Origin of the sequence: Paenibacillus sp. WLX2291, from assembly GCF_046603665.1 — a bacterium.
In the GTDB taxonomy this organism is placed as follows: domain Bacteria; phylum Bacillota; class Bacilli; order Paenibacillales; family Paenibacillaceae; genus Saccharibacillus.
The window spans coordinates 1525608-1539140 of sequence record NZ_CP176755.1 but is presented as its reverse complement, the minus strand read 5'-3'; the positions used below and the strand labels follow the sequence as shown (position 1 = coordinate 1539140).

Annotated in this window: 9 protein-coding genes; 1 reads left to right on the top strand and 8 read right to left on the bottom strand. The window is 47.5% G+C overall.

Annotation, left to right across the window (positions count from 1 at the left end; translation table 11 throughout):
* Positions 1-437: 437 nt before the first annotated feature.
* On the top strand, positions 438-1427 hold the full coding sequence (locus ACDE64_RS06680; protein WP_411349433.1) for an aldo/keto reductase: 990 nt from the start codon (positions 438-440) through the stop codon (positions 1425-1427).
* A gap of 202 nt (positions 1428-1629) precedes the next feature.
* Here ACDE64_RS06680 and ACDE64_RS06675 read toward each other — a convergent pair whose 3' ends face one another.
* The 8 genes from ACDE64_RS06675 to ACDE64_RS06640 form a co-directional block, all read right to left on the bottom strand.
* Entirely contained in the window at positions 1630-2712 is a 1083-nt protein-coding gene (locus ACDE64_RS06675) for a hypothetical protein (RefSeq protein WP_411349431.1), read from the bottom strand.
* Between the two features lie 462 nt (positions 2713-3174).
* Entirely contained in the window at positions 3175-4719 is a 1545-nt protein-coding gene (locus ACDE64_RS06670) for a 2-isopropylmalate synthase (RefSeq protein ID WP_411346723.1), read from the bottom strand.
* Positions 4720-5089: 370 nt separating this feature from the next.
* Positions 5090-6082 carry a ketol-acid reductoisomerase gene (gene ilvC / locus ACDE64_RS06665; RefSeq protein ID WP_188773825.1) on the bottom strand — a complete coding sequence of 331 codons (993 nt, stop codon included), beginning with the start codon at positions 6080-6082 and terminating at the stop codon, positions 5090-5092.
* Positions 6083-6387: 305 nt separating this feature from the next.
* A complete protein-coding gene (gene ilvN, locus ACDE64_RS06660) occupies positions 6388-6882 on the bottom strand; it encodes an acetolactate synthase small subunit (RefSeq protein WP_411345697.1) in 495 nt (164 codons plus the stop codon).
* Positions 6879-8627, bottom strand: coding sequence for a biosynthetic-type acetolactate synthase large subunit (ilvB, locus tag ACDE64_RS06655; protein ID WP_411349430.1), 1749 nt, complete (start codon positions 8625-8627; stop codon positions 6879-6881). The genes ilvN and ilvB overlap by 4 nt, the downstream gene beginning before the upstream one ends.
* A 1140-nt stretch (positions 8628-9767) precedes the next feature.
* Positions 9768-10730: an ABC transporter permease gene (locus ACDE64_RS06650; RefSeq protein WP_411345695.1), complete on the bottom strand. Its 963-nt coding sequence runs from the start codon at positions 10728-10730 to the stop codon at positions 9768-9770.
* Positions 10730-11809, bottom strand: a complete 1080-nt coding sequence (locus ACDE64_RS06645) for an ABC transporter permease (protein ID WP_411349428.1) — start codon at positions 11807-11809, stop codon at positions 10730-10732. Before ACDE64_RS06645 ends, ACDE64_RS06650 begins: the two co-directional genes overlap by 1 nt.
* The gene (locus ACDE64_RS06640) at positions 11802-13340 is read right to left on the bottom strand and encodes an ABC transporter ATP-binding protein (protein WP_411345693.1); all 1539 of its coding nucleotides are present in this window, start codon (positions 13338-13340) and stop codon (positions 11802-11804) included. Before ACDE64_RS06640 ends, ACDE64_RS06645 begins: the two co-directional genes overlap by 8 nt.
* Between the last annotated feature and the right edge of the window lie 193 nt (positions 13341-13533).

The window sequence follows — 13533 nt, the reverse complement described above, 5'->3', positions numbered from 1 at the left end:
ATGATGAGATGTAACATTATCTTTTATGTAATTCATCTTCTTTTATGATGAGATGTAACATTATCTTTTATGTAATTCATCTTCTTTTATGCAATTCATATTCCAACTATTCTCTATCATTCATCCTAGTCGCTAGACTTTCCTTTTCTATTTACTCATATACAACCTATCTACTTAGCATATGTATAGGGTGATACATTATTTATATATTCCTTATTATTATACGTTGTATAGTCATAGTCATTAATTCCATATACTGGGTATTGGGGTTTGAAGTCCATCCAGCTAAGGACTACAATAGTACACAGGTGTACAAATGTAACCGTTTCAGACCCCTTAATCTGTTATTTGTTCAAGCACGTATACCCGGCGTTTTCTGCACATATTGGCACAAGCAGTTCACTGCAAATACTTATCATCAAAGGGAGTGTTCAATAATGGATTATACTTATCTCGGCAAGTCAGGCTTGAAGGTTAGCCGCATCTGTCTCGGTACGATGAATTTTGGACCAGTCACGGATGAAAAGGAATCGTTCCGCATTATGGACGCCGCGTTGGATGCAGGCGTTAACTTTTTTGATACAGCTAATGTGTATGGCGGTCTTGGTGGTGGCGGGAAATCCGGCGATACCGAGGAATTGATTGGACGCTGGTTCAAGCAGGGCGGCAGTCGCCGTGAGAAAGTCGTACTCGCTACTAAAGTGTATGGCAAAATGAATATTGAGCCAGATGGTCCGAACAATGAAGGCGGTCTGTCCGCTCACAAAATTCGCCGTCATCTGGAAGGCTCGTTACAGCGTCTGCAAACCGATCATATCGATCTGTACCAGATGCACCATATTGATACCGCAGTGAGCTGGGACGAGCTGTGGGGCGCTTTTGAAGTCGCCATCAATCAGGGCAAAATCAGCTACGTCGGCTCCAGTAACTTTGCCGGTTGGCATATCGCCGTCGCGCAAAAAGAAGCCCAAAAGCGCAACTTCCTCGGTCTGATCTCCGAACAGCATAAATATAGCCTGCTCTGTCGTGAGCCGGAACTGGAAGTATTGCCTGCTTCGCATGAGCTTGGTCTGGGTGTGATTCCGTGGAGTCCACTGGGCGGCGGTCTGCTCGGTCGCAACGCGCTCAAGAAGCTGGAAGGCTCCCGCAGTGAGAAAATCGCCGAGCAGGTCGACAAGCACAAAGAGCAGCTGGAGCAATTCGCTTCTCTCTGTAACGATCTGGGCGAGCCGCAGGATGTAGTAGCACTGGCATGGGTTCTGGCGAATCCAGCAGTGACTGCACCAATCATCGGACCACGTACATCTGAGCAGTTCGAGAATTCGCTGCGCATACTGGATGTAAAATTGGATGAAGCCGCATTGAAGCGTCTGGACGAGATTTTCCCAGGTCCGGGCGGTGCTGCGCCAAAAGCGTACGCTTGGTAAGCTGCATTCGACTTAGTTCACTGTGGTGAAGCCGTCAGGTGGCATTTTGGCTTTATGGCTTTATGGCTTTATGGCTTTATGGCTTTATGGCTTTATGGCTTTATGGCTTTATGAAAACAATCTTGTATACCGTGATATTCAAACATCCCTGCATCGACGATATTGTCGGCAGGGATGTTTTGGTTAGCAGCATGATTCTGCTTTACAACGTCTCTACTAGCAGTCCAAGTGGCGTGGACGATGCACCAGCGATCATCAGGCTAAACGAATATTTGCTAGTGCCTGGTGGTACACTTGCTACGTATACTGGCGCTTTTTGCTGATTGGTACGCATCAGTGGCACACCGTATACACGATCGCCAATTTTCACCGCTCCGCCATAGCTACCGCCGCGTGGATTCAGCGAGATTTGTACGGTACGATTTTGTGTACCGGGATTAGTCACTGGCACAGTCACATTGTAAATAACACCGAATTGCGCACGATTATCAAGCGAATCTTGCGGCTGTTCGCTGGCAGCAGCAGTAAACAGTTGATCTGCTGGTAGCGAGCCGTCTTTTTTCGTTTTGGCACAGGTCGGGTAAATGACGCGCTCTGTTCCGGCAGTATATACCGGCGTTACCGCATTCGTTTCCGAGAACGTCCAGTTGCCGCGTGGATGGGCTTGTGGTGCGAGCGGCAGTGGAGCGGACTTCACCAGTGTCAGATCATACGCCGTATCGCGCGAAGCGACGGTGCGTACCGTATACTGGATTTCACCGCTATCTGTGCTTTTCACTGTAAAATCATACACCATCCCGAGCAGCTTGCCCGGTGGCACGATAAAGCTCTCAATCTGACCGGATTGCTGCTGCTTGATCAGCGTCTGATCGGCGGTGCGTGCATCCATCGTATTGCTCAACACAGCACGCGAGATACAACCGCCAATATCAGTAATCCAGTTCACTTCATCGCCGCCGATCCGGTATTCACGCTTCACATCTTCGATTTTGAGCGCGCCATGGTTCGCCCGGTTTTCCAGCGTAATGCCTACCTTGACCGGATCAGCCAGCACATTGTAATGCCATGCAAAAATCCGATGCTGCACCGTTCCATTATTGCTGCGTACCACATCATGCCACAGTACACCTTGCCGTACCGGGAAATTCGCTTCGCTCAACGTCTCCGGGTTGTCACTTACCATCAGGCGGCGTGTACCGCCACGGGTTGCCGAAGCAATATCATACTGTACCACACCTGTCGTATTTACCGCTTCAATCGTCAAATCACGTCCACTACAAGTCATATTCATTTCCTCCCTATGTTCTAAAATTCCCTGCTCGCGATCAAGCCGGGTTCATCTATAAAGGAAAAAAGATAGCGCTCTTTACAACCATTGTTTTTATTTTTTTCAAAAAAATGTGCAGGTATGTAAAAGAATACACACATATTTAAGAGGATACACACATATTTAAGAGAATGACGAGGATATGTGTAAACGATATACCACTAGCGCTACCTTCATCTGTATGAAAGTATCCTTTCTCCATTATACAAACCAAAACCGATCCATATGCAAGTTCACAGCATCATCGCGCTTGCATAGCAGACATGCAAAAACCCCGTCCTTTGGATCGGACGGGGTTTAGGTACGAACTGGGATGAACATGAACTGCTACGTGCAATTGCACACACTCGAAAATCAAATTCACATGTTTGTATAGATGATACTAGCATTTGTAGAACAGATTCACTGGTGTGAATGAAATTAGCTCATCGTAATATTGTCACGACGACCGTATGTTTTGCGTTTTTCGACCAGACGATTCAGAGAATCTACATATGCACGTGCGCTAGCTTCCAGAATATCCGTGCTTACGCCGCGACCTTGTGCAGTGATGCCGTCCTGTGTCAATGCCACATGCACTTCACCAAGCGCGTCTTTCCCTTGTGTAACCGCTTTGATCGAATAATCGGCTAGCGTTACATCCTCCTGCGATGCTTTGTCGATCGCATTGTAAATAGAATCGACGCCACCGTTACCACTGGACTGCTCCTCACGTACTTCGCCATCAGCTGTGCTCAGGCGCACCTTCGCCAGCGGCTCTGCTTCACTGTCAAACGATACAAACAGCGAATCCAATTGGAAGAATTCTGGAGCATCGGTCAGGCGCTCTTCCAGCAGCGCAAACAGATCGTCATCGGTAATTTCCTTTTTCTTGTCAGCTAGTACTTTGAATTTGGCAAATGCAGCATTCACTGCTTCCTCATCCAATTCATAGCCCAGCTCGATCAGATGCTCGCGGAACGCGTGGCGACCGGAGTGCTTGCCCATCACGAGCTTGCTTTCCTTGAAGCCAATCGTTTCCGGCGTCATGATCTCATACGTCGATTTCTCTTTTAGCATGCCATCCTGGTGAATCCCTGATTCATGGGCAAACGCATTCGCACCGACAATCGCTTTGTTGCCCGGCACGACCATACCCGTCAGTTTGCTAACAAGACGGCTCGTACGCGCGATTTCGGACAGTGTAAATGACGTCTTCGCACCATAAAAGTCCTGACGCGTTTCCAGCGCCATTGCCACTTCTTCCAGCGCGGTATTACCAGCACGCTCACCAATTCCGTTAATCGTACCTTCAATCTGATCCGCACCGTTCAAAATGGCTGCCAGTGCGTTCGCAGTTGCCATACCCAGATCGTCATGACAATGTGCGCTCAACTGTACCTTTTCCACACCCGGTACATTGTCTTTTACATATTTAAAAATGTTACCGTACTCATATGGCGTCAAATAACCAACCGTATCCGGCAGATTGACTACATACGCGCCTTCCTCAATCGCCATCTTCGTCATTTCCGCGATAAAGTCCAGCTCCGTGCGACCCGCATCCTCCAGTGAGAATTCCACCTTGTCAAAATACTTACGCGCATATCGAATCGCTGAACGCGCTGTATCTTTGACTTGCTCCTTCTCCATACGCAATTTGTACTGACGGTGAATCGGTGAAGTCGCCAGGAACAGATGCAGGCATGGATCTTGCGCCCCCTTCAGCGCCTCGCGTACCGCATCGATATCCTGCTCACGCGAACGCGACAAACCAATTACACTAGCATTCTTCACAGCGTTCGCCACAGCATTGACCGCTGCCAAATCCCCAGGCGAAGCCGCCGGAAATCCAGCCTCAATACGATCGACACCCAACCGCTCAAGCTGATGAGCAATCTCCACTTTCTCCCGAGTATTCAAATTAACCCCCGGCGACTGCTCCCCATCTCTCAACGTCGTATCAAAAATATAAATTTTACGCATCATCGCACCTCCTTATAGTTTAGGTAAAACGTATTCATAAAACATACAACCAAATCTCATATATTAACAATTACCCAAAACAGTCAAAAGAAGCATAGAAGCCACTCCAAGCATAAAGCTCAAAGCAACTCCCTACTTTTCTACTCCGTAAAAGAAGTTTATATTTCATTTGCGGCAGGCAGGATGAACACGCACCAGCGGAGGGAAAGAAACGGTTCTGCAGAAGCGTAGCGCTCGCCTTTAAGATTGGATTTTGACTGCTGAAAGGGAGTCGTTCAAAAAATCTAATCTTAACAGCGATCAAAAGAACCATCTTTTCCCGCAGCAGCCGTCCCTTCATCCCACCTCACCACAACTAAAATCTAAACTATTATTTTTTAATCCAATGCATCATTTCACGCAGTTGACCGCCCACAACTTCCAGTTGGTGCTCGGACTCGTTGCGGCGTGTCGCTGTCAGGAATGCACGACCGGATTGGTTTTCCAGAATGAAGTCGCGTGCGAATTTACCCTGTTGGATATCGGACAGTACTTCTTTCATCGCTTTTTTCGTTTCTTCTGTAACGATACGAGGGCCAGTTACATAGTCACCATATTCCGCAGTGTTACTGATGGAATCGCGCATCGTTGCCAGACCACCTTCATACATCAGGTCAACGATCAGTTTCAGTTCATGCAGACACTCGAAGTATGCCATTTCAGGAGCATAGCCCGCTTCAGTCAGCGTTTCGAAACCAGCTTTCACCAGTGCACTTACGCCACCACACAGAACCGCTTGCTCACCGAACAGATCGGTTTCTGTTTCTTCACGGAAGGAAGTTTCGATAACGCCGGCACGCGTACAACCGATACCTTTTGCGTATGCCAGACCGATTTCTTTGGCATTGCCAGTAGCATCTTGATGAATCGCGATCAGACCCGGTACGCCAAATCCTTCTTCATACGTACGACGTACCATATGACCTGGGGATTTTGGAGCAACCAGCAGCACATCATTGCTTTTCGGAGCAACGATTTGACCGAAGTGAACGTTGAAACCGTGTGCGAACAGCAGAGCAGCAGTATCTTTCAGGTTTGGCGCGATTTCGCTGTTGTATACGCTCGCTTGTGTTTCGTCCGGCATCAGGATTTGTACGATGTCTGCTTTTTTCGTTGCTTCTGCAACGGACAGTACTTCAAAACCATCGTTTTTCGCTTTGTCGAACGATTTACCTTCACGCAGACCGATAACTACGGACAGACCGCTATCACGCAGGTTTTGTGCATGAGCATGTCCCTGACTACCATATCCGATAATTGCGATTGTTTTACCTTTCAATACGTTCAATTCTGCATCGTTTTCATAGTAAGTTGTTACTGCCATTTTTTCTTCCTCCTTTAATATATGAAGCGTAATTACCGGCAATGCCGATGTTTGCCAACCCTCCTGAAAAGAGCGGGTAGTTCAAAGGAACGTTGTACAAGTCACCTGATGGTACATAATCGCTGTATATTTTCACATCCATTTGCTTACATCGATCATTATCGTTCCTCTCAACTCCCCGCTCTTTTAGCAAAGTGGGCGTTGTTGATTGTGTACTTTGACATGTTCATGGCATGCTTCAAGTTTTACTTACTGCATGCCATGTATGTGGCGGCTTGCATGCTGATCATGCAAATCCAGCAGTATTACACATTACCGCGAATCATCGCTGTCGCGCCTGTGCGGGAAAGCTCGCGAATGCCATAAGGCTTCAGCAGCTCGATCATGGCATCGATTTTGTCGGTATCGCCAACGACCTGAACCATCAGGCTGTTCGGTCCGATATCGACTACCGCAGCACGGAACGTTTCAATGACACCCATAATTTCTGGACGCTCAGACGGTTCTGATTTCACTTTGATCAAAGCCAGTTCACGTGCAACCATCGGACGGGAACTCAGATCGATTACTTTGATTACATCAATGATTTTGTACAGCTGTTTTTCGACTTGTTCCAGCGTGTTCTCGTTGCCGGACGTGACGATAACCATACGAGACAGACCGGATTCTTCGGACTGACCGACAGTAATGCTTTCGATATTAAAACCACGGCGACCAAAGAGTCCGGAGACTCTTTGCAGCACGCCTGGTTGGTCGTTGACTAATACGGCGATGGTGTGTTTGAACGTTGTCGCTATCATTCGTGATCCCCCATTAACATTTGATCAATGGTGGCTCCTTGTGGAACCATCGGATATACATTTTCGTGTTTGTTAACTACGAACTCGACGACGACTGGACCTGGTGTGTCCATCGCTTCTTGCCATGCGGCTTTCGCTTCGTCTTTGTTCGTAGCACGTAATCCTTTTACTCCATAAGCTTCAGCCAGTTTGACGAAGTCCGGGCTACCAGACAGATCGATATGGCTGTAACGGTTATCATAGATCAGCTCTTGCCATTGACGAACCATACCAAGCACCTGATTGTTCAAAATAACGATCTTCACCGGAATATTGTTGATCGCGCAGATCGCCAGTTCTTGCGCACACATCTGCATACCGCCGTCACCGTTGATCGAGATAACGAGACGATCTGGATTTGCCATCTGTGCACCGATTGCGGACGGGAAACCGAAGCCCATCGTACCCAGACCACCGGAAGTCACCCATGAGCGTGGTTGGTTAAAACGATAATACTGTGCTGCCCACATCTGGTGCTGACCTACGTCTGTCGTTACGATCGCTTCGCCATTGGTAGTATCATTCAGCATCTCCACAACCCATTGCGGTTTCAGCACGGTATCGGAATCTTCATACCGGAAAGGTTTTTCCTTTTTCCAGTCGGCAATCTTGGCACGCCATTCATCGGCATATTGTGCGTGTGCAGCGTCCGTATTCAGCAGCTCCAATACTGTCTTCACATCGCCGACGATTGGAATATCGGTTTTTACATTTTTGCCAATTTCGGCAGGATCGATATCAATGTGGACGATCTTCGCATGCGGTGCAAAACCATCCAGTTTCCCAGTTACCCGGTCATCGAAACGTGCACCGATGCTGATCAGCAAATCCGACTGTTGAATCGCATTGTTCGCTGCGTATGTTCCGTGCATACCCGGCATACCGATCCACAGATCGTTACCACTTGGGAATCCACCCAGACCGAGCAAGGTTGTCGTGATCGGAATACCTGTCGTTTCAACGAACTTCAGCAGCTCTTCGTGACCACCGGAATATACGACGCCACCGCCTGCAAGAATGAGCGGACGTTTTGCTTCGGCAACCGCCTGATGCAGCTTGTCTAGTTGCAGCTTATTCGGCATTACCCGTGGGTTATAGCCTCTCATGACAACTGGTTCTGTATGTGGTTTGAACAATGCTTTGGCTGCCGATACATCTTTTGGAATATCGATCAGTACCGGACCTTTGCGACCAGTATTGGCAATATGGAACGCTTCGTGAATCACTCTTGGCAGGTCTTCCACATCGCGCACCAGATAGCTGTGCTTCGTGATCGGCATTGTGATACCTGTAATGTCTGCTTCTTGGAAAGCATCCGTTCCGATCAAAGTCGTTGCTACGTTACCGGTAATGACGACCAGCGGCACCGAGTCCATATAGGCGGTGGCAATGCCGGTTACCAGATTCGTTGCTCCCGGTCCGGATGTGGCGATACAGACGCCTACTTTTCCACTTGCTCTTGCATATCCATCTGCCGCATGAATTGCTCCTTGCTCATGGCGGGTCAGCAAATGCTTGAAATCATCAAAGCCGTGCATCGCATCATAGATGTACAATACTGCACCACCCGGATAACCGAAGACGCATTCTACATCCTCCAACAGCAGGCTGCGAAGCAGCATTTCGGAACCGGTAATGACTTCCGGCTTCATCCATTTCTCACGTAATTGTTCTGTCGATTGCACATTAGGTATTTGCGCGCTCATTTGTGTTCCTCCTCCCAAAAATTCACATCAATCTTACATTAGAAGCTTGTGACAGTCCGACGCATCTATAGTAGATGCTTGCTTGGTTTCTCTGTATTTAAGAAGCGCAGTTCAGGATTTAAATATCAAAAAAACCTTTCGCCGCCTCCAACAGAAAAACATTCTGTTCGAGGGACGAAAGGTTTAGCTTCCGTGGTACCACCCAGGTTCGCACACCGCCTCACAGCAGGTATGCCTCAGCAAGTAAGACGTCTCCGCCTTACCTGTCGTCTGTAACGTAGACGCTACGATTTTCCCTAATAATCATCATGCTAGGATGATGCCTTTCAGGAAAACAGCTCCGAGGTGAGCTCGTATAAAAGGGTTTTGATGAAGCTTTCAGCATACGCTTCACTCTCTGGACAAAATAGCCCTTAAAACTTAGTCCTCTTCATAGCCGATCATTCATATTCTACATAATGGGCTGCAACATATGACCATGTTGTGTCAGCCGCTGATTTAGGACAATTATATGATTCATTTGCGACAGAGTCAACACTAATTTTTTTTGCATTTTTGAACAATGATTTTAAATGGTCACAATCTCTTTATTCATTATTTATGTAATCATGACGCTATATTCGGTTTAAATACTGTATTTTTACAACAAAATCATGTATATACATACTCATTAAGCTATTCAGCATTTGTGCACAAAGAACAAACATCTACGTTGGTCTAACATTTATTTTTGTCTGAAGCACACATATCTTTTTCATTTTTGTAGATACATACAAAGCATGATTTACCCTTTTATTCCCAAAATATAAACATGAAAGGACGATTGGGACAATGCCATCCTTCTGTTTCAACATGCCTTATCCTACACGGAAGAACATGAACAGACGTATAAAAAAGCCCGGCAGTTCGTTAAGGAACTACCGGGCTCGGTTTATCTATATCTGGTTGTGCTAGTGGATCGTAACAGCCACTCGGCATACGATACGATTGCAGGTATGACATACGATATAATCGCAGATATATCGAAACGAATCGAATGGATCCCCTCGATCAACAACACAGCAATCTAAGTTGACTCAAATAGCAGCGTCTACCTTGCAATCCTATCCCATTCAACCCGCTTCATTCAAACAATCAACGTCATCGCTTACTTGGATCATATGGCTGTCCGAGCGCAGACGGTGCGCTGGAACGTCCTACCGCCGCCACCAGAACGATGATCGTCAGCAAGTATGGCAGCATGTAGATGATTTCTGGTGGAATGCTCTGTGTCCAGGCAAACAGCTGTACATAGTTACGTACCGCTTGAGCCAGACCGAAGAATACCGCCGCGCCAAACGCACCAATGGGATTCCATTTACCAAAGATCATCGCAGCAATCGCAATATAACCTTGACCTGAAATCGTATTATGAGCAAATGTACCGGTTGTCGTAAGCGTGATCGTTGCACCACCGATCGCAGCCAGCGCACCACTGATCATAACGCCAGTATAGCGCATCCGGTTTACTTTGATACCAACGGTATCTGCCGCACTTGGATGTTCACCAACGGAACGCAGACGCAGACCGAATGGTGTTTTGTACAATACATAGAACGAAACGAATACGAGAATGATCGCCAGATACGTCGTTGGATATGCATTGAACAGCGCATCACCCAACAGTGGAATCTTGCTCAAACCCGGAATCGGCATACGGCTGTAACCGGAGATGAGTTCGGTTTCACCCGCACCGTCAAACAACAGCTTTACCATGTACAGCGTACTGCCTGCTGCCAAGAAGTTGATCACGATACCACTAATAACCTGATCCGCTTTGAATGTGATCGAAGCGACCGCGTGAATGAGCGATACGATGATACCGAGCACAACAGCAGCACACAAACCGACCGAAGCCGCTGCAAAGCCGTTCATACCCGCATCCTGCGCATAGTGACCGAATACACCAGCAGCAAACGCGCCGAATACCATCAGACCTTCCAGACCGAGGTTCGTTACACCGGATTTCTCCGAAAAAATACCGCCGAGAGAAGTGAATATGAGCGCTGTAGCAAATACCAGCGTCGTATTCATAAGCTGCCCGATTACTGTCAATACATCCATTATGACACCTTCTCTTTCTTGCGCTTGGCATAAAACGGTTTAAGCACCCAGCGCACAATCCCCTGTGCGGCAATAAAGAATATAATGGCACCGATAACGATACGCACAATTTCCGGTGGAACATCCGCGCTGAAGCTCATACCCGCAGAACCGTAGGTGAGCGTTCCGAACAGAATTGCACCTAGAATAACGCCAAATGGATTGTTCATACCGATCAGTGCTACTGCGATACCGTCAAATCCGGTTCCCGGCGAACTTGCCATAACAGACTGGTAACCAAATACACCGAGTACAGTGAATGCGCCGCCCAGACCAGCAAATGCGCCGCTGATGAACATCGCTTTGACGATGTTGCGGTTCACGTTCATCCCAGCATACTTGGAAGCATCCTGGTTGAAGCCAACGGCACGCAGCTCGAAGCCTTGTTTGGTTTTCCACATGAAAATATAAAAGAATACAGCTGCCAGCAGAGCAATCAGCGTACCCCAGTGTACACGAGCGTTGCCCATCATTTCGGACAACCAGCCGATCGCAATCGAAGCGGACGGCTCAATATTGACCGATTGAGTCGTGCCATCTTGCAGCGCAAATGTGTTGATAACCAGATTGGATAGATACAGACCAATCCAGTTGAGCATGATACAGGAAATAACTTCGTTCACGCCGCGTGTTGCCTTGAGGAAACCCGCCAGCGCTGCCCACAAACCGCCAAATACTGCACCCGCGATAATCGCTAGCGGAGCATGGATAAATGCAGGTAATCCGTGCAGATGGATACCAACGATCGAAGCAGCAGTCATCCCGATCAAAAACTGACCTTCACCACCGATATTAAACAGACCCGTACGAGCCGCAAAGGCAAATGCCAGACCTGTCATGATTAGCGGCGTCATCTCACGAATCGCCTCACCAAAGTCATACGAATCGCCGTATACGCGCTCAAGCAGCGCGCTATACGCATCAATCGGGTTGTAACCGCCGATCAGCATAACCAGTGCGCCGAGCACCAGACCCATCACGATTGCCACGAATGGCAGGGTAAAGGAATCTCGGGTAAAGAATTTCAAAATATTATTCATGGACTGCACCTCTCTTTACGGTGCTTCCCGCCATCATTAAGCCCAATTCCTGATCATTGGTTTGTTCCGGCAGCACTTCACCTACAATTTGACCTTCATAAATAACAGCAATCCGGTCGGAAACGTTCAAAATTTCATCCAGTTCAAACGAAATGAGCAATACCGCTTTGCCTTGATCGCGCTGAGCAATCAGTTGCTTTTGTACAAACTCAATCGCACCAACGTCCAGACCGCGTGTTGGCTGTGCCGCTACGAGCAGATCAGGGTTTTTGTCGATCTCGCGTGCGATGATTGCCTTCTGCTGGTTACCACCGGACAATGAGCGTGCCATCGTATGAATACTTGGCGTACGCACATCAAAAGCGTCCACCAGACGCTGCGATTTTTTATCCACTTCATCATATTGCATAAAGCCATTTTTGTTGTATGGCTGTTTGTAGTACGTTTCAAGCACCATATTCTCGCTGACGGAGAAGTCCAGCACCAGACCGTGCTTATGACGGTCTTCCGGAATATGGGCAACGCCAGATTCGGTAATTTTGCGCGGCGTCAGATTCGTGATGTCTTTGCCATGCAGCGTGATTTTACCGCCATCGATATGGCGCAGACCTGTCAATGCTTCTATCAATTCACTTTGACCGTTGCCATCGACACCAGCAATACCGAGAATCTCACCAGCTTTGACATGAAGATTCAATTCGTTCAGTACAGACATACCATCTTTGTTTTTGGAAACGATATGCTGCATTTCCATAACGACTTCACCCGGATTGGCTGGCACTTTGTCCACTTTGAAGCTGACATTGCGACCGACCATTTTCTCAGCCAGCTCTTGTGGCGAGGTTTCGGACTTTTTGACAGTATCAATCACTTTACCGCGACGAATAATCGTTACCGTGTCAGCGATCTGCATAATCTCTTTGAGCTTATGCGTAATCAGAATGATCGACTTACCCTCTTTGATCAGACGCTGCATAATGTCCATCAGCTCGGAGATCTCCTGCGGTGTCAGTACAGCAGTCGGCTCATCAAAGATCAGAATATCAGCGCCACGGTACAGTGTTTTCAAGATCTCAACACGCTGCTGCATCCCGACGGAAATGTCATGGATTTTGGCGTTTGGATCTACACGCAGACCGTATTGCTCAGATAGCTTGCGGATTTCTTCCGTTGCTTTTTTATAATTGATTCTGGCGCCCTTTTTCGGTTCCGAGCCCAGAATAATATTCTCGGTAACAGTAAATGGTTGTACCAGCTTGAAATGCTGATGGACCATCCCGATGCCTAGTTCAATCGCCTTGTTCGGGCTGTCGATCAGGACAGGCTTACCATCCACTTCAATACCGCCCTCATCTGGCTGATACAGCCCGAATACGATATTCATAAGTGTGGACTTACCTGCACCATTCTCGCCCAGCAGCGCGTGAATCTCGCCTTTGAACAGCTTCAGGCTAATCGAATCATTGGCAACAATGCCGGGAAAACGTTTTGTAATTTGTTTCAACTCTACAACAGGGGTTGCTGTATTCATTAAATCACCCTTATAAGCAAATTGATTATCCGTATAGTATGGCTTCACATCTGTATATGTTCGGCTGTTGATCAGCTAAATCCTGCAACCACTGTCATCATTTCATCTCACTCATATCCATGTATGTTAGAGAACTACTGTATTTATCGATAGACGTAACAACAAGGCTAGTGGTTAACCAGCCTTGTTGTTA

Coding starts and splice junctions, on each gene's coding strand:
- ACDE64_RS06670 (WP_411346723.1), bottom strand. CDS start 4,719: ATGCGTAAAATTTATATTTTTGATACGACGTTGAGAGATGGGGAGCAG.
- ilvC (WP_188773825.1), bottom strand. CDS start 6,082: ATGGCAGTAACAACTTACTATGAAAACGATGCAGAATTGAACGTATTG.
- ilvB (WP_411349430.1), bottom strand. CDS start 8,627: ATGAGCGCGCAAATACCTAATGTGCAATCGACAGAACAATTACGTGAG.
- ilvN (WP_411345697.1), bottom strand. CDS start 6,882: ATGATAGCGACAACGTTCAAACACACCATCGCCGTATTAGTCAACGAC.
- ACDE64_RS06680 (WP_411349433.1), top strand. CDS start 438: ATGGATTATACTTATCTCGGCAAGTCAGGCTTGAAGGTTAGCCGCATC.
- ACDE64_RS06650 (WP_411345695.1), bottom strand. CDS start 10,730: ATGGATGTATTGACAGTAATCGGGCAGCTTATGAATACGACGCTGGTA.
- ACDE64_RS06675 (WP_411349431.1), bottom strand. CDS start 2,712: ATGACTTGTAGTGGACGTGATTTGACGATTGAAGCGGTAAATACGACA.
- ACDE64_RS06645 (WP_411349428.1), bottom strand. CDS start 11,809: ATGAATAATATTTTGAAATTCTTTACCCGAGATTCCTTTACCCTGCCA.
- ACDE64_RS06640 (WP_411345693.1), bottom strand. CDS start 13,340: ATGAATACAGCAACCCCTGTTGTAGAGTTGAAACAAATTACAAAACGT.